Source organism: Enterobacter sp. WCHEn090032, from assembly GCF_003986875.1.
Taxonomy (GTDB): Bacteria; Pseudomonadota; Gammaproteobacteria; order Enterobacterales; family Enterobacteriaceae; genus Enterobacter; species Enterobacter sichuanensis.
In genome coordinates, this window is the sequence record NZ_RXRN01000003.1 from 129958 (window position 1) to 146814 (window position 16857).

Below are 16857 nucleotides of genomic sequence, written 5' to 3' on the forward strand. Positions count from 1 at the left end.
CCGAAGAAAGTAAAATCTACTTTTTGCCCAACAGAGCCTGAAGATCATTCTTCAGTGACGACATCTGGTTGGCGTACTTCTCTTTATGTTCGGCATCCTCAATCAGCTGCACGATGGTTTCCGACAGCGTTTTGCCCCGGCGCTGCGCCAGCCCTGCCAGGCGTTGCCAGACAACAAACTCCAGATCGATTGATTTTTTGCGCGTGTGTTGATGCTCAGCATTAAAATGCCGTTTTCGTCGCGCGCGGATAGTTTGCTTCATCCGGTTTAACAGCGCAGGATTAATGTGTTTTTCAATCCAGCCGTTGACCTGTACCGGTTCATTTTCGAGGGTCAGCAAAATATCCACGGCTTCTTGCGCCGCGCTGGCTTCGATATAGCAGGTGATCAGCTCCCCTTCACGGTGCTTTTTGACCAGGTACTTCCATTTCCAGCCGCTTTCGAGATTTTCCAGTTGTTGATATTTCATTGCGATCTCAGTGTTACCACGTAACTCTGTTCAGAATATCAGTTTTTTAGCAATCTGCTGAAAAGAAATCATATCCTGTGATGGAATGCAGCCCGTCCCGCATTCGAAATCCCCAATCCTGCTTGGGTAGAGCCCCCCGCTTACGGTATACTCCCCCCTTTTACATCTGACTAAAAAACATCAACTTTGACCATTACGAAACTTGCATGGCGTGACCTTGTTCCGGATAGCGAAAGCTATCAGGACGTGTTTGCACAGCCAGATCTCGCAAAAGAACACGAATTCATCCTTAGCGATACGCAGCCACGTTTGCACTATGCGCTGGAGCAGGTGTTGAGCCCATGGGCAACAGCGCCCTTCATGTTGCTCAAAGCCCCGGAAGAAGCGGAATACCTGACGCTGATTGGGGATGCTGTGCGCCAGTTGCAGCCGGAATCGAACGCAGTCTTTGGCGGCCAATATCGTATCGCGGGACATGATGTCACTTTCGAACCCTCAACCCAGGCTGATGACCGTTTTGCCGCTAAGGGCGAGGTGATTACCGCTAACTGGGTCGAGGCTGAACAACTCTTTGGTTGTCTGCGCCAGTTTAACGGTGAGCTGTCCCTGCAGCCAGGGCTGGTGCATCGCGCAAATGGCGGTGTCCTCATCATCTCATTGCGTACCCTGCTCTCGCAGCCGCTGTTGTGGATGCGTCTGAAAACCATCGTAAACCAGCAGCGCTTCGACTGGGTTGGCTACGATGAGTCTCGTCCCCTGCCGGTCGCTGTGCCGTCTATGCCGCTGTCGTTGACCGTCGTGTTGACGGGCGACCGTGAATCGCTGGCGGATTTCCAGGAAATGGAGCCGGAGCTGGCTGAGCAGGCGGTGTATAGTGAATACGAAGATAACATCCAGATTGCCGATGCCGATGATATGACCCAGTGGTGTCAGTGGGTGCTGACGGTGGCGGAACGTTTTGCGTTGCCAACGCCTGCGGCCGACGCGTGGCCGGGCTTAATGCGCGAAGCGGTGCGCTATACCGGCGATCAGGAAACCCTGCCACTCTGCCCGCTGTGGATCAGTAAACAGCTGCGTGAAGTGGGTGTTATCAGCGGTAACGGTACGTTCACCGGAGAACAGCTCGCCCAGATGCTGGCGCAGCGCGAGTGGCGAGAAGGCTACCTTGCTGACCGTATGCAGGATGAAATCCTGCTGGAACAAATTCTGGTGGAGACCGAAGGCGAACGCGTCGGGCAGATTAACGCCCTGTCGGTGATTGAGTACCCTGGCCACCCACGCGCGTTTGGTGAGCCTTCCCGTATCAGCTGCGTGGTGCATATTGGTGATGGTGAATTCACTGATATCGAACGCAAAGCCGAACTGGGCGGGAACATTCATGCGAAAGGCATGATGATCATGCAGGCGTTTTTAATGTCGGAGCTGCAGCTTGAGCAGCAGATCCCCTTCTCCGCCTCGCTGACGTTTGAGCAGTCCTACAGCGAAGTGGATGGCGATAGTGCCTCTATGGCAGAGCTGTGTGCCTTAATCAGCGCCCTGGCGGACGTGCCGATCAATCAGAACATCGCAATCACCGGTTCGGTGGATCAATTTGGTCGTGCTCAGCCCGTAGGAGGCCTCAATGAAAAAATCGAAGGCTTCTTTTCCATCTGCCAGCAGCGTGGTTTAAACGGTAAACAGGGTGTGATTATTCCTGCGCCTAACGCACGCCATTTAAGCCTCAGTCAGGATATTCTGGATGCGGTTGAACAAGGGCAATTCACGCTCTGGGCCATCGAAGGGATTGAGGATGCACTACCCTTACTGACAAACCTGGTTTGGGATGGCGAAGGGCAAACAACCCTGATGCAGACCATCCAGGAGCGAATTGCTCAGGCGACACAACAGGATGCTCGTCATCGTTATCCATGGCCGTTACGCTGGTTAAGCTGGTTTAGTTCGAACTGATCGGACTTGTTCAGCGTACACGTGTTAGCTATCCTGCGTCCTTCACTAAAATAAGGCTTACTGAGAACATGGTAGATAAACGCGAATCCTATACAAAAGAAGATCTTCTTGCCTCTGGTCGCGGTGAACTGTTTGGCGCAAAAGGCCCGCAGTTACCGGCCCCGAACATGCTGATGATGGACCGTGTCGTGAAAATGACCGAAACCGGCGGCAACTTCGATAAGGGTTACGTAGAAGCAGAACTCGATATCAATCCGGACCTGTGGTTCTTCGGTTGCCACTTTATTGGCGATCCGGTAATGCCTGGCTGTCTGGGCCTGGATGCTATGTGGCAGCTGGTTGGCTTCTATCTGGGCTGGCTGGGCGGCGAAGGTAAAGGCCGCGCGCTGGGCGTGGGCGAAGTGAAATTCACAGGTCAGGTGCTGCCTACCGCGAAGAAAGTGACCTATCGTATTCACTTCAAGCGCATCGTGAACCGCCGCCTGATTATGGGCCTGGCAGATGGCGAAGTGCTGGTAGACGGTCGTCTGATCTACAGCGCGAGCGACCTGAAAGTGGGTCTGTTCCAGGACACCTCCGCGTTCTGATAGTGCGTTTCGCAACGCCAGACCAGAAAGGCGAAACCTCCGCATTGCGGAGGTTTCTTTTTTTTAAAGAGACGTTATCAGGCTATGAGTGCCCTGTCGCCGATGGCTTCTCGCCAGCCTCCAAGCCATTGTGACCTTTGATTTATCGTCTGATAAGGACACATTTCTTTAGAACGTCCAGCGATGCCGGCCTGATAACCACGTTGATGAGCCCGTTCCAGGCGATCTCGTTTCTGTCTCTTCATGCCTCGTTTCCCTCATTCTTTTGTCTGGTGGAAAGAAAACAGTGTCTGCACTCTATGTACAGGCACAGATAACGAATACCCCGAATTAGTCGCAGCGTCAATGTTCAAAATTCATACGGGTGTCATATTTGTGAGCTAGCCAGAAGATCATTTGTACAAAAAATGTGATACGGCACAAGTAACAAACTGAAGTGAAAACGAAAAAAAAACCGCAATCAGCGACGGGCCGGTTGCGGTTTTTGATGATGAATTTTACTTATGGCAGCCGGGATATTTCCCTGGCGATACTGGCCGACTCCTGTGCCCAACCCTGAGCCAGGACTTTCACCATTTCGTCATAACCATCTTTCTGCTGTTTCAGCTCCAGATGGAAAGGACGCTTGATCAGTTGCCCCTGATGATTCAGCAACCACTCCCCGCTGATCACCACCGCACCGTCATAACGGCCATGGAAGCCCGTTACCGTAACATTCAGCGTATCCTGATCGTTACCCAGCGGCTGCGATGCGACAACCCAACCCGGAAGCTGGCTGCCCAGATTGGCCACTAGCGTGTTGCGCAGCTGCTGATCCAGCGGGCTGGCCCAGAGATTGTTCGTCGCAATCACGTATTTAACGTCGCTGGTCTGATAAACCACGCCGTTTCCGGCGAGGTAATCCGGCACGTTAACCTGCTCAACCCACAGCTGGCGGCTTCCCAGACTGGCCGTGCTTTGCCCGCCACTCTGGGTCGCCACAGGAAGCTGATAGTAGCTTTTGTTATCTACGCCTGAACTGCATGCCGTTAACAGCAGAGCACTCACCATCACTAGCCACTTATTCATTCTTTTGCCCTCTTCGGCTCAGGATCCTTTTTATCTTTCGCTTCGAACACCAGCGCGTTGCTCTTCTCGTTGAGCGTTTTCAGAACGGGCTGCAGTTCACGCAAGACCTGATCAAGACGCTGCATATCTGCCACCATCTTGTTATAGGCCGCAGAGCCAGGCTGGAAGCCCTGCATACTGCGGTTCAGCTCACGCAGCGTTTTCTGCATGTCCTGCGGCAGCTGCTGCATACTCTGGCTGGCGGTGATCTTGTTGATATTATCCAGCGTGGTCTGCAGACGTTGCATTGTCTCCTGGCTCTGGTGTAACGAACCGGTCGCCGCTTCAATCATCGGATTCAGTGGCAGATTGTTAATCTTATCCAGGGTTTCCATCAGACGCTGCTGGATCTGAGCCAGACCGCTGCTCACCGTTGGGATAATTTTGTAGCCACCAAATTCACGGATACCGGTAATCGGCGGCGCTTTTGGATAGAAGTCCATATCCACATACAGCGCACCGGTCACCAGGTTACCGGTTTTCAGCGATCCACGCAGACCGCGTTCCATCAGCTGGGTGATATGGGTAGCAATATCCTGATTTTCGCCAATCTGGTTAAGCAGTCGTTCCGGTTCAATGCGGATCAGCACCGGGATGCGGTAATCATCATCCAATACCTGCTGAAGACCCGGGACGAAGAACGGAACTTGCCCCACCGTACCGAGACGAATGCCGCGGAACTCAACAGGCGCCCCCGGCTGAAGGCCGCGGACGGAATCTTTAAAGAACATCAGGAAGTCAACGTGATCGGTATAGAGCGCATCCTGAATACTTTTTTGATCGTCAAAGAGTCGGAAGGCGGTGTTCTCTGTAACCGGCTGCCCCAGATCAAGGCCTTCCGGAACGTCAAAGCTTACACCTCCGCCAAACAGCGTGGTCAGCGAGCCCATTTCAACGCGCATGCCTGCCGACGTCAGATCCACCGCGATCCCGCTGTCTTTCCAGAAACGGACATTGCTGGTGACCAGTCGATCGTTTGGCGCATTGATGAAGAGCTGATAGCTGATCGCTCTTTTCTGCGGATCAAAGGTGCTTTTCTCAACCGACCCGACGCGATAGCCACGGAACAGTACCGGGTCGCCCGCCGTGAGCTGGCCTGCTTTCTTGCTGTCGAGGATCACGCGGATACCCTTGGCATCAGGCGGCGCAAGCGGTGGTGAATCCAGAAGCTGGTATTTGGCTGGCTGGTTACCCTTAGCGCCGGGCTGCAGCTCAATATAGGCCCCCGACAGCAGCGTCCCTAAGCCGCTGATCCCTTCACGTCCCACCTGCGGTTTAACGACCCAGAACACGGAATCGCCATGCAGCAGTTTTTCCATGCCGGCATTAAGGCGTGCCTTAATCTCCACATGGGTTAAATCGTCGGTCAGGGTTGCGCTTTCAACCACCCCCACATCCACGCTACGGCTTTTGATGGTCGTTTTACCGCCCTCAATCCCCTCGGCATTGGTGGTTATCAGCGTCACTTCCGGTCCCTGATGACTGTAATGATAAAACAGGATCCAGGCACCGATCAGCGCAGTCACGATGGGAAAAATCCACACCGGTGACCAGTTTTTGACCTTCTGCACTTTCGCCTCTCCACTCTTATTTTCCATGCTCTTACTCTTCCTCATGGCTTGATTCAGGCTCACGATCCCACGATAAACGAGGGTCGAAGGTCATGGCCGCAAACATGGTCATAATCACAACCAGCGCAAACATTAAAGCCCCCATCGCGGGATAAATACTCATCAGACCGCCCATCCGCACCAGCGCAGAGAGAACGGCAATCACAAACACGTCAATCATTGACCAGCGTCCGACAAACTCGACCACTTCATAAATCAGATGCATGCGTTCACTGTCGCGTTTTCCGTGGCCTTTCGCATCCCAGCAGAGCCAGGCGATGGCGATCATTTTTAACGTTGGCACCATAATACTGGCGATAAAGATAACGCCGGCGACCGGGTAGGAACCCTCCCCCCACAGCAGTATGACCCCGGCGAGGATCGTCGAGGGCATTTTATCCCCGAGCAAATCAGTGATCATGATCGGCAGAATATTGGCCGGCAGATAGAGCATGATGGAGGTCACCAACAGCGCCATCGTCCACTGCAGGCTATTTTTACGGCGTACATGACCTTTCGTTTCACAGCGCGGACAAATGTCAAGATCGGCGGGCAGCACAGCGGTACAGCACGGGCACGAACGCAGCCCCTGCCGAATACCCGGTACGCCAACTTTCACCGTCTGCGCAAGCGTCGGTGCCGGCGCGATATCGTCCCACACCCAGCGCCTGTCGACGCACTGGAAGGCGCGCAGCTGCAGGACGCAGTACAAACACCAGGGAATAAAACTGCTGCCGATCCCCACGTCACCGTACGCCATCAGCTTCACGAAACTGACCAGAATGCCCGCCAGGAAGATCTCGGCCATCCCCCAGCTTTTGAGCTGAAAAAGGATACGCGCGAGTTTGATTTTCAGTGATGGCGGCATCCTGACGCGGTTTACCAGCATCAGGATAACGACCAGACAAAAAGCCGGGACTATCTGAACGAAGAGCAGAAAAAAGGTGCCGAGGCTGGCGTAATCTTCTGAGAACATCACGCCCGGAATTTCAAGCAAATCCACCTGGCTGGTCATCCCCCCCACCTTCATATAGATGAACGGGAAGAGATTGGAGAGCAGCAGCATGAACAGTGCCGCCAGTGCGTAAGCGGTGGGACGCTGCCGCGGCGCGTCCCACTCGGTTGTCAACGTCGTCCCGCAACGTGGACACAGGGCTTTATGTCCGTGACCAAGCTCTGGCAACGCCACGAGCATATCGCATTGCGAGCATAATATATGCCTGTCGGCATGGTGCTGGTCACACATATGTTATCCCTGTTTATGCGCCGTTTTTCAGAGACTCAAGGTACTCCCAGCGCTCAAAGGCGTCTTCCAGGGCTTTTTCAGCCGCGGAGAGTTCAGCCAATACTTTCTGAGTATAGTCATGCGATTGGGTAAAGAATGACGCATCAGCAACCTGTTTTTGCAGATCCTCAAGCGCGGCCTCCAGCTCTTCAAGACGCTGCGGTAGCCCCTCCAGTTCGCGCTGCAGGTTATAGCTTAGTTTAGCCGAGGTTTTCTTGACAGTTTCTGCTTTTGTTACAGCAGGTTCAGAACTTATTTTGGACTTTGCCTGTTTCTGCGCCAGAGACTGCGACTGCTGCCCTTTTGCGTCGTGATAGCCGCCGACATATTGTCCAATTCGACCTTCACCTTCGAAAATCCAGCACTCGGTCACGGTGTTATCAACAAACTGACGATCGTGGCTGACGAGCATCACGGTTCCCTGATAGCCATCAATCAGTTCTTCCAGCAGTTCCAGCGTTTCGACATCCAGATCGTTGGTCGGTTCATCGAGGATCAGCAGGTTGCTTGGCTTCAGGAACAGACGTGCCAGCAGAAGACGATTTCGCTCACCGCCTGACAGGGCACGTACCGGCGTCATCGCACGTTTCGGATGGAACAGGAAGTCCTGCAGGTAGCCCAGCACATGGCGCGGCTTGCCGTTCACCATCACCTCCTGCTTCCCTTCGGCGAGGTTATCCATCACCGTTTTGTCCGGATCCAGCTCCGCGCGGTGCTGATCGAAGTAGGCCACTTCGAGTTTCGTACCGCAGTGAATGCGCCCGCTGTCGGCCTGAAGCTGTCCGAGCATCAGTTTCAACAGCGTGGTTTTACCGCAGCCGTTCGGGCCAATCAGGGCGATTTTGTCGCCGCGCTGGACCTGAGCCGAGAACTCTTTCACCAGGACTTTACCGTCAACCTGATAGTTCACGTTTTCCATTTCGAAGACAATCTTGCCGGAACGGGAGGCCTCTTCCACCTGCATTTTGGCGCTGCCCATCACTTCACGGCGTTCGCTACGTTCACGGCGCATGGCCTTCAGGGCACGCACGCGGCCTTCGTTACGGGTACGTCGGGCTTTAATCCCCTGGCGGATCCACACCTCTTCCTGCGCCAGTTTGCGGTCAAACTCGGCATTCTGCAGCTCTTCCACGCGCAGGTTTTCTTCTTTCTCCAGCAGATAGGTATCGTAATCGCCTGGATAAGTCACCAGCTTACCGCGGTCGAGATCGACAATACGCGTCGCCATATTGCGAATAAACGAACGGTCGTGAGAGATGAAGATGATGGTGCCGCTGAAGGTTTTCAGGAACCCTTCCAGCCAGTCAATCGCTTCGATATCCAGGTGGTTGGTGGGTTCGTCCAGCAGCAGCACCTTCGGCCCGCTGACCAGCGCGCGACCCAGGGCCGCTTTACGCAGCCAGCCACCGGAGAGCGCGGACAGCTCCATATCCGCTTCGAGACCAAGCTGCGCCAGCACCTCATTAATGCGGTTTTCAAGCTGCCACAGGTCGTGGTGATCGAGCATCTCCTGCACTTTCGCCAGCTCGTTGAGATTCTTGTCGCTCGGGTCGGTCATCACCAGATGCGAAATCTCATGATAGCGCTTCAGGTATTCAGCCTGCTCAGAGATGCCTTCCGCCACGAAATCGTACACGCTGCCGGTCACGTGGCGCGGTGGATCCTGCTGCAGACGGGAGACAATCAGATCCTGTTCGTAAACAATCCGCCCGTCATCCAGGCCCTGTTCACGGTTGAGGATTTTCATCAGCGTGGATTTACCCGCGCCATTACGGCCCACCAGACAGACGCGCTCGTTATCTTCGATGTGCAGTTCGGCATTATCGAGAAGCGGTGCGTCGCTGAAGGAGAGCCACGCGCCGTGCATACTAATTAAAGACATTTATTTTTCCTTTCAGACCGCGGTAATCAACCAGCAGTTATGGATTTGACGGTTACGGGCAAAGTCCTGAGACAGCGTTTTTTGGCTGATTTCTTGTGCTTTCAGTCCCAGGGCTGCTAAGCCGTCATGATCCATACGGAAGCCGCGTTTGTTGTTCGAGAACATAATCGTGCCGCCTTTACGCAGCAGGCGTTTCAGGTCGGTCATCAGGCGCAGGTGATCGCGTTGTACATCAAAGCTATCTTCCATACGCTTGGAGTTCGAGAAGGTCGGCGGATCGATAAAGATCAGGTCGAACTGCTCATCGGTATCACGCAGCCAGCCCAGCACGTCGGCCTGCATCAGACGATGCTGACGTCCGGTTAAGCCGTTCAGGCGCAGGTTGCGCTCCGCCCACTCCAGATAGGTGCGGGACATATCGACCGTAGTGGTGCTGCGCGCGCCGCCCAGTCCCGCATGCACGCTGGCGCTGCCGGTGTAGGAGAACAGGTTGAGGAAATCTTTACCCTTGCTCATCTGGCCCAGCATACGGCGGGCGATACGGTGGTCAAGGAACAGGCCGGTATCGAGGTAGTCGGTCAGGTTAACCCACAGACGGGCGTTGTATTCGCCCACTTCGATAAAGTCGCCCTTCTCGCCCATCTTCTGATACTGGTTTTTCCCTTTCTGGCGTTCACGGGTTTTTAGCACCAGTTTGTTTGGCGCAATCCCCAGCACGGCGATAGTTGCCGCAATCACGTCCAGCATGCGCTGACGCGCTTTTTGCGCATCAATGGTTTTTGGTGGCGCATATTCCTGAATCACCACCCAGTCCGCGTAGCGGTCAACCGCCACGTTGTACTCCGGCAGATCGGCGTCATACAGGCGATAGCATTCAATGCCTTCCTGCTTCGCCCATTTTTCAAATTTCTTCAGGTTCTTACGCAGACGGTTGGCGTAATCTTCCGCCACGCCCGACGGTTTGCTGTCAGTCGCCTTTTCCGCCAGATGGTAGTTTTTCTGCACGCAATCCAGCGGGCCATTCTTCGCCTTAAACTGGCGATCGGCGCGCAGCTGCAGGCAGCTCAGCAATTCCGGCGAGGCGCTAAAGAGGGAGAGATTCCAGCCGCCAAAGTAATCTTTCATGTTGCGGCCGAGCAGGCTGTGCAGGGCAATCAGCGCCGGTTCGCTGTCGAGACGCTCACCGTATGGCGGGTTGCTGATAACCGTACCGTAAGGCCCTTTCGGCAGCGGGTTGGTCAGGTTGGCGACATCTTTCACCTCGAAGGTGATCAGCTCGCCGATACCCGCACGACGGGCGTTGCTGCGCGCACGTTCAATCACGCGCGGATCGCTGTCCGAACCGTAGAAGTGGGAGGTGTACTCCGCCAGGCCTTTACGTGCCCGGGCCTGAGCGTCCGCTTTCACCTCTTTCCAGATAGCTTCATCGTGCTGCGCCCAGCCTTTGAAGCCCCACTGGCCGCGGTGCAGTCCCGGCGCGCGGTCGGTGGCCAGCATAGCCGCTTCAATCAGCAGCGTACCGGAGCCGCACATCGGGTCGAGCAATGGCGTGCCTGGCTGCCAGCCGGAGCGCATCACGATGGCGGCGGCCAGGGTTTCTTTGATCGGTGCCATACCGGTGCGATCGCGGTAGCCACGCAGATGTAAGCCCGCCCCGCTCAGATCGAGAGAGATACTTGCTGTGTCGCCATTGAGCCAGACGTTAATGCGCAGATCCGGGTTTTCACGATCGACGTTTGGTCGTTCCTTATTTTTACGCGTAAAGCAGTCCACAATGGCGTCTTTGACGCGCAAGGCACCGTACTGGCTGTTGCGGATCTCGTCGTTCACGCCGTTGAAATGCACCGCGAAGGTGGCATCTGGAGTGAAGATCTCTGTCCAGTCGATCATCTGAACGCCGGTATAGAGGTCAAGGTCACTGTAAACCTTACACTCCTTCATCGGCAGCATGATGCGCGATGCCAGACGGCTCCACATCAGGCTCTGGTAAATAAGCCGTGTGTCGCCCTCAAAATGGACACCACCCTGAACTACCTGGCACTCTTGCGCGCCCAGGGCTTCCAGTTCAGTTTTTAACAGCTCTTCCAGCCCACGGGCCGTACTGGCAAACAGAGAATTCATATCGTCACTTTTACTCTAAGAAAATTGTCGCGCATTATAGCTAATATGGCGTGTATGTCATAAAGTTGAAGGCTTATTTTCATTCGAGGGACTGTGCAGTGGCGACCTTATCCAGGCTTTTTATTCATCCGGTGAAATCCATGCGCGGCATCGGCGTTTCTCACGCCCTGGCCGACATGAGCGGATTTGCCTTCGATCGTATCTTCATGGTCACCGAGCCGGACGGGACATTCATTACCGCACGCCAGTTCCCGCAGATGGTTCGCTTTACCCCTTCCCCGCTTCATGACGGTTTGCACCTGACCGCACCGGATGGTGAAAGTCAGGTGATCCGCTTTGCTGATTTTGCGCCTGTCGATGCGCCAACGGAAGTGTGGGGCAATCATTTTACCGCGCGCATTGCCCCGGAAGAGATTAACCGCTGGCTGAGCGGCTTTTTCTCCCGCGACGTGCAGCTTCGCTGGGTTGGGCCGGAACTGACGCGTCGCGTGAAGCGTCACGACGCGGTTCCGCTCTCCTTCGCCGATGGTTTCCCGTTCCTGCTGACCAATGAAGCCTCGCTGCGTGATTTACAACGCCGCTGCAAAGCCAGCGTTCAGATGGAGCAGTTCCGTCCGAACCTGGTGGTGACGGGAGCAGACGCCTGGGAAGAAGACACCTGGAAAGTGATCCGCATTGGCAGCGTTATTTTCGACGTGGTGAAGCCCTGCAGCCGCTGCATTTTCACGACGGTGAGTCCGGAGAAAGGCCAGAAGCACCCTTCCGGCGAGCCGCTGAAAACCCTGCAGTCCTTCCGTACCGCGCAGGATAACGGTGATGTCGATTTTGGCCAGAACCTTATCCCGCGCTCCAGCGGCGCGATCCGTGTCGGTGATGAGGTAGAAATTCTTGCCCGGGGACCCGCACGCGTTTACGGCGCAGGCCAGGAAGAAGAGTCTGTCGATATTGAGACGCCAGTCAGCTCGGCGGTGGATATTCACTGGCAGGGCAACGTCATTCGGGGGAACAATCAGCAGGTTTTACTTGAGCAACTGGAACAAGCGGGGATCCGCATACCCTATTCCTGCCGCGCGGGGATCTGTGGCTGCTGTCGAATCAAACTGGTGGAGGGCGAGGTCAGTGCGCTGAAAAAATCAGCGATTGCCGAAGACGGGACCATTCTGTGCTGCAGCTGTATCCCAAAAACGTCGGTACAGCTGGAAGTTTAAACCGCCTGCTCGAGGCTGAACGAGTCCATACGCAACTGCGGTTTCAGCCTGTCGTTCATCACTTTTATGGCGTCCCCAAGCTGCATCGTCCGCCCGGCAATGGTCACGCCGGGCTGGGCCAGCAGACAGAGCGCGGCATTTTCGCCAGGCTCAACCACCAGCAAACTGACCTCTTCTGCCGTATCGCTCAGATTGACGCAGGCCGCGTCACCCGTTGCCGGGGTCCAGTTCATGTTGTGCGCAAGAAAGTGCCAGCTTTTCGGCATCTGTGGTTTCAGGAAACGGATCGCGACCAGCGCATTTAATACCAGTTCGGCACGCTGCTCTTTAGAGAGAACCAGATCGCGACATTTCTCCTCAAAGGAGAAATAAAGCGCAGCGTCATCCACGCAAAAGCCAGACGGGGAAAACGCATCCGGGGTTAACATTCGGCGGGCGAAACGAGAACGAAACAACATGCCATTGGCTAAATCGAGCATCATTCGATCGTGCTCGTCGCAAAAATACCAGCGCCAGTTATCGTCAGGTTTAATTCGCATGTTTCTCTCCCGTACCCAAACGTCCTGTACTAAAAATGTCCTGATTGCCGCTTCGTTTATAACACCATTAATAAAAGACCATAATGTCTAAATAAGCAACAGTGACGGAATATAAAACAACCAGGGCTGGAAATAAAGCCCTGGTTGTCTGATTAGGAGAAAAGATTAGATATGAGTAACGATTTCTTTAATCAGCGGCGGCCCTTTAAAAATAAAGCCGGAATAGATTTGCACCAGTGAGGCACCTGCCGCCATCTTCTCGCGCGCAGCTATCACGGAGTCAATGCCACCGACGCCAATAATCGGCAGGCGTCCTTTTAATTCCGCAGACAGGGCACGAATAATTTCGGTGCTTTTTAATTGTACCGGACGACCGCTTAACCCACCCGCTTCATCACAGTTTTTCATTCCCTGTACGAGGGAGCGATCGAGGGTGGTATTGGTCGCAATCACGCCATCAATATTATGGCGAACTAAACTGTCAGCAACCTGGATCAATTCTTCCGCAGAAAGATCCGGGGCGATCTTAACCGCCACCGGAACATATTTATGGTGGATCGCCTGCAGGGCATTTTGTTTATTTTTAATGGCGCTCAGAAGATCGTCCAGCGCTTCACCATATTGTAAGGATCGCAGGCCCGGAGTATTGGGTGAAGAAATATTCACCGCGATATAACCGGCATAGGCGTAGACTTTTTCCATACAAATCAGGTAGTCATCTTTACCCTGCTCGACTGGCGTATCTTTATTTTTGCCGATATTGATGCCTAATACCCCATCAAAATGGGCTTTTTTTACGTTCTCCACCAGGTGATCCACACCGTGGTTGTTAAAGCCCATGCGGTTGATCAACCCTTCGGCTTCGACCAGGCGGAACAGGCGCGGCTTGTCATTTCCCGGCTGCGGACGCGGGGTGACGGTACCAATTTCGATGGAGCCAAAGCCCATCGCGCCCAGGGCATCAATGCACTCGCCATTTTTATCCAGACCTGCCGCCAGACCCAGCGGGTTTTTAAAAGTCAGTCCCATGCACTGCACAGGTTTTTCCGGCACGTTCTGGCGCACCAGCGCCGCCAGCGGCGTTCCGGTAATACGACGTAATTGCTGGAATGTAAATTCATGAGCGCGCTCAGGATCGAGCTGGAAAAGGGCTTTACGAACGAAGGGGTAGTACATGAACTCTCCTGGATTCCCGGTGTGCAAACCGGGAGGGGATTATGGGCGATCCCGGCGCGAAAGGGAATTGACCTGTGGCAAAAAAAGCCGCGTAAAACGCAATCGTTTACCTGCCCGGGGATTTCTTATGCTCTTTTTCGCATTTTAATTGCAGATAAATCATTTAGTGGAATAACCGCGCGATGTCACACTCCTGAAAATTGTTATGAATGTTAGATAAAAGCAAACAATTGGTTATAAGGAGGAAGTATGCGCGTCATTACTCTGGCCGGAAGTCCACGATTCCCTTCGCGCTCCAGCGCCCTGCTGGAATATGCCCGTGAAAAGCTCAATGCCCTGGATGTGGAAGTGTGCCACTGGAACCTGCATAACTTCGAACCTGAGGATCTGCTTTACGCCCGTTTTGACAGCCCCGCGCTCAAAACCCTGACAGAACAACTTAAAGACGCGGACGGCTTAATCGTCGCCACGCCGATTTATAAAGCCTCTTTTTCCGGCGCACTGAAAACCTTGCTTGATTTGCTTCCTGAACGCGCACTGGATGGCAAGGTGGTGTTACCGCTGGCCACAGGCGGCACAGTCGCCCATTTACTGGCGGTGGATTACGCCCTGAAGCCGGTCCTGAACGCGCTGAAAGCGCAGGAGATCCTCCACGGCGTCTTTGCGGATGACTCCCAGGTCATTGACTATCAGCACAAACCACACTTTACGCCTAATCTGCAAACCCGCCTCGATAACGCTCTGGAAACCTTCTGGCATGCCCTGCATCGCAGGGATATTCAGGCCCCGGCGTTTGGTCAGCCTCAAGGAGTCGCTCATGTTTAAAATCTTATCCCGCGTCGGACTGGCAGGTCTGATGGCACTGACGTCGCTGGCCCATGCCGCAGATAACGCCCCTGAGAGCTTACGCATCGGTTACCAGAAAGGCAGCGTGAGTATGGTGCTGGCCAAAAGCCACCAGCTTCTGGAAAAACGCTTCCCGGACACCAAATTCTCCTGGGTTGAGTTTCCCGCTGGACCTCAGATGCTGGAAGCCCTGAATGTCGGCAGTATTGATCTGGGCAGTACAGGCGATATTCCGCCAATATTCGCCCAGGCCGCCGGAGCGGACCTCGTCTATGTGGGCGTTGAGCCGCCCAAACCGAAGGCCGAAGTGATTCTGGTACCGGAAAAGAGCGACATCAAAAGCGTCGCCGATCTTAAAGGACATAAAGTTGCGTTCCAGAAAGGTTCCAGCTCGCATAATCTGCTGCTGCGTGCCCTGCAGGAAGCCGGGCTGAAGTTCACCGATATTCAGCCCGTCTATCTGACCCCGGCTGATGCGCGCGCCGCCTTCCAGCAAGGGAATGTGGATGCCTGGGCCATCTGGGATCCATACTACTCCGCCGCACTGCTGCAGGGCGGCGTGCGGGTACTGAAAGACGGTACCACCCTGAAACAGACCGGCTCGTTCTACCTTGCCGCAAAACCATATGCGGAAAAAAACGGCGCATTTATTCAGAACGTACTGGATACCTTTACCCAGGCCGATGCCCTGACTCAAAGCCAGCGTCAGGAGAGTATTGCCCTGCTGGCAAAAACCATGGGCTTACCTGAACCGGTGATCGCGAGCTACCTCAGCCACCGTCCACCGACCACCATCTCCCCCGTAGATGCACACGTTGCCGCACTTCAGCAGCAAACCGCTGACCTCTTCTATCAAAATCACCTGGTTCCTAAGCAGGTGGATATTCGTGAACGTATCTGGCAACCCGCAGGCAAAGAAGGAACAAAATCATGAGTCTGAATCTTTTCTGGTTTTTACCCACCCACGGTGATGGACACTATCTTGGTACAGAAGAGGGTTCACGCCCGGTTGACCACGGCTATCTGCAGCAGATAGCGCAGGCGGCGGATCGCATCGGTTTCACCGGGGTACTGATCCCAACCGGACGATCCTGTGAAGATGCCTGGCTGGTCGCCGCCTCGATGATCCCGGTGACTCAGCGGCTGAAGTTCCTGGTTGCGTTGCGCCCGAGCGTCGTCTCCCCCACCGTGGCGGCGCGTCAGGCGGCAACCCTCGACAGACTGTCCAACGGTCGCGCCCTGTTTAACCTGGTGACGGGTAGCGATCCCCAGGAGCTGGCGGGTGATGGCGTGTTCCTCGACCACACCGAGCGCTATGAGGCCTCTGCCGAGTTCACCCGCGTCTGGCGACGTCTGCTGGAGGGTGAGACCGTGACCTTCGAAGGCAAGCATATTCACGTTCGCGACGCGAAGCTTTACTTCCCGCCGGTGCAGCAGCCGCGCCCTCCCCTCTATTTTGGTGGTTCGTCAGATGTGGCGCAGGACCTGGCGGCAGAGCAGGTTGATCTGTATCTCACCTGGGGCGAACCGCCTGAGCTGGTAAAAGAAAAAATTGACCAGGTCCGCGCCAAAGCGGCCGCCCATGGCCGCAAGGTGCGCTTCGGTATTCGTCTGCATGTGATTGTGCGTGAGACCAATGAAGAAGCCTGGCAGGCGGCCGACCGTCTGATTTCTCATCTGGATGATGAGACCATCGCCAAAGCGCAGGCCGCGTTTGCCAAAACTGACTCTGTAGGACAGCACCGGATGGCATCCCTGCACAACGGCAAACGCGAGAATCTGGAGATCAGCCCGAACCTGTGGGCAGGCGTGGGTCTGGTGCGCGGCGGTGCGGGTACGGCGCTGGTCGGCGACGGTCCAACCGTGGCCGCGCGGATAAATGAATACGCAGAGCTTGGGATCGACAGCTTTATTCTCTCAGGCTATCCGCACCTTGAAGAGGCGTATAAGGTGGGCGAACTGCTGTTCCCGCATCTGGATGTGGCCATCCCGGAAATTCCCCAGCCCCGCCAGCTGCAGCTGCAGGGCGAAGCCGTGGCCAACGAATTTATCCCGCGAAAAGTTGCGCAAAGCTAAGGAG

General features: G+C 54.9%; 15 protein-coding genes. 6 read left to right on the forward strand and 9 right to left on the reverse strand.

Going from position 1 to position 16857, the window contains the following annotated elements:
* Positions 1–16: 16 nt before the first annotated feature.
* Positions 17–469 carry a macrodomain Ter protein MatP gene (gene matP / locus EKN83_RS03670; RefSeq protein WP_023332611.1) on the reverse strand — a complete coding sequence of 151 codons (453 nt, stop codon included), beginning with the start codon at positions 467–469 and terminating at the stop codon, positions 17–19.
* A 186-nt stretch (positions 470–655) separates the two neighbouring features.
* On the opposite strand from matP, the gene EKN83_RS03675 reads away from it, so the two are divergent.
* Positions 656–2416, forward strand: coding sequence for a Lon protease family protein (locus EKN83_RS03675; RefSeq protein ID WP_126800357.1), 1761 nt, complete (start codon positions 656–658; stop codon positions 2414–2416).
* Between the two features lie 68 nt (positions 2417–2484).
* Positions 2485–3003: a 3-hydroxyacyl-[acyl-carrier-protein] dehydratase FabA gene (gene fabA, locus EKN83_RS03680; protein WP_008499931.1), complete on the forward strand. Its 519-nt coding sequence runs from the start codon at positions 2485–2487 to the stop codon at positions 3001–3003.
* A 77-nt stretch (positions 3004–3080) separates the two neighbouring features.
* Here the strand turns inward: fabA and rmf are convergent, their stop codons facing one another.
* The 6 genes from rmf to rlmKL all read right to left on the reverse strand — a co-directional run bounded on the left by rmf (position 3081) and on the right by rlmKL (position 11008).
* Complete coding sequence (gene rmf, locus EKN83_RS03685) at positions 3081–3248, reverse strand: ribosome modulation factor (RefSeq protein WP_013097261.1); 168 nt, start codon at positions 3246–3248, stop codon at positions 3081–3083.
* Positions 3249–3504: 256 nt separating this feature from the next.
* The gene (gene pqiC, locus EKN83_RS03690) at positions 3505–4071 is read right to left on the reverse strand and encodes a membrane integrity-associated transporter subunit PqiC (protein ID WP_025755979.1); all 567 of its coding nucleotides are present in this window, start codon (positions 4069–4071) and stop codon (positions 3505–3507) included.
* Positions 4068–5708 (reverse strand): intermembrane transport protein PqiB, encoded by a 1641-nt coding sequence (gene pqiB / locus EKN83_RS03695; RefSeq protein WP_025755980.1) that lies wholly within the window; start codon positions 5706–5708, stop codon positions 4068–4070. Before pqiB ends, pqiC begins: the two co-directional genes overlap by 4 nt.
* A 4-nt stretch (positions 5709–5712) precedes the next feature.
* Entirely contained in the window at positions 5713–6966 is a 1254-nt protein-coding gene (gene pqiA / locus EKN83_RS03700; RefSeq protein ID WP_126800358.1) for a membrane integrity-associated transporter subunit PqiA, read from the reverse strand.
* Between the two features lie 13 nt (positions 6967–6979).
* Positions 6980–8887: an ABC transporter ATP-binding protein gene (locus tag EKN83_RS03705; protein WP_126800359.1), complete on the reverse strand. Its 1908-nt coding sequence runs from the start codon at positions 8885–8887 to the stop codon at positions 6980–6982.
* A 12-nt stretch (positions 8888–8899) separates the two neighbouring features.
* Entirely contained in the window at positions 8900–11008 is a 2109-nt protein-coding gene (gene rlmKL / locus EKN83_RS03710) for a bifunctional 23S rRNA (guanine(2069)-N(7))-methyltransferase RlmK/23S rRNA (guanine(2445)-N(2))-methyltransferase RlmL (RefSeq protein WP_126800360.1), read from the reverse strand.
* A gap of 98 nt (positions 11009–11106) precedes the next feature.
* On the opposite strand from rlmKL, the gene EKN83_RS03715 reads away from it, so the two are divergent.
* The gene (locus EKN83_RS03715) at positions 11107–12216 is read left to right on the forward strand and encodes a YcbX family protein (protein WP_126800361.1); all 1110 of its coding nucleotides are present in this window, start codon (positions 11107–11109) and stop codon (positions 12214–12216) included.
* Here the strand turns inward: EKN83_RS03715 and zapC are convergent.
* Both zapC and pyrD read right to left on the reverse strand, forming a co-directional pair.
* The gene (gene zapC, locus EKN83_RS03720; RefSeq protein WP_025755985.1) at positions 12213–12755 is read right to left on the reverse strand and encodes a cell division protein ZapC; all 543 of its coding nucleotides are present in this window, start codon (positions 12753–12755) and stop codon (positions 12213–12215) included. The genes EKN83_RS03715 and zapC overlap by 4 nt on opposite strands.
* 165 nt (positions 12756–12920) lie before the next feature.
* Positions 12921–13931: a quinone-dependent dihydroorotate dehydrogenase gene (pyrD, locus tag EKN83_RS03725; protein ID WP_045284708.1), complete on the reverse strand. Its 1011-nt coding sequence runs from the start codon at positions 13929–13931 to the stop codon at positions 12921–12923.
* Between the two features lie 249 nt (positions 13932–14180).
* Here pyrD and ssuE point away from each other — a divergent pair, with 249 nt between their 5' ends.
* Genes ssuE through ssuD form a run of 3 tightly spaced genes read left to right on the forward strand, consistent with a single transcriptional unit; the run spans position 14181 to position 16853 of the window.
* Positions 14181–14756, forward strand: coding sequence for an NADPH-dependent FMN reductase (gene ssuE, locus EKN83_RS03735; RefSeq protein ID WP_025755987.1), 576 nt, complete (start codon positions 14181–14183; stop codon positions 14754–14756).
* Positions 14749–15711 carry a sulfonate ABC transporter substrate-binding protein gene (locus EKN83_RS03740; RefSeq protein ID WP_025755988.1) on the forward strand — a complete coding sequence of 321 codons (963 nt, stop codon included), beginning with the start codon at positions 14749–14751 and terminating at the stop codon, positions 15709–15711. Before ssuE ends, EKN83_RS03740 begins: the two co-directional genes overlap by 8 nt.
* Positions 15708–16853: an FMNH2-dependent alkanesulfonate monooxygenase gene (ssuD, locus tag EKN83_RS03745; protein WP_047958169.1), complete on the forward strand. Its 1146-nt coding sequence runs from the start codon at positions 15708–15710 to the stop codon at positions 16851–16853. The genes EKN83_RS03740 and ssuD overlap by 4 nt, the downstream gene beginning before the upstream one ends.
* The last annotated feature ends 4 nt before the right edge of the window (positions 16854–16857 follow it).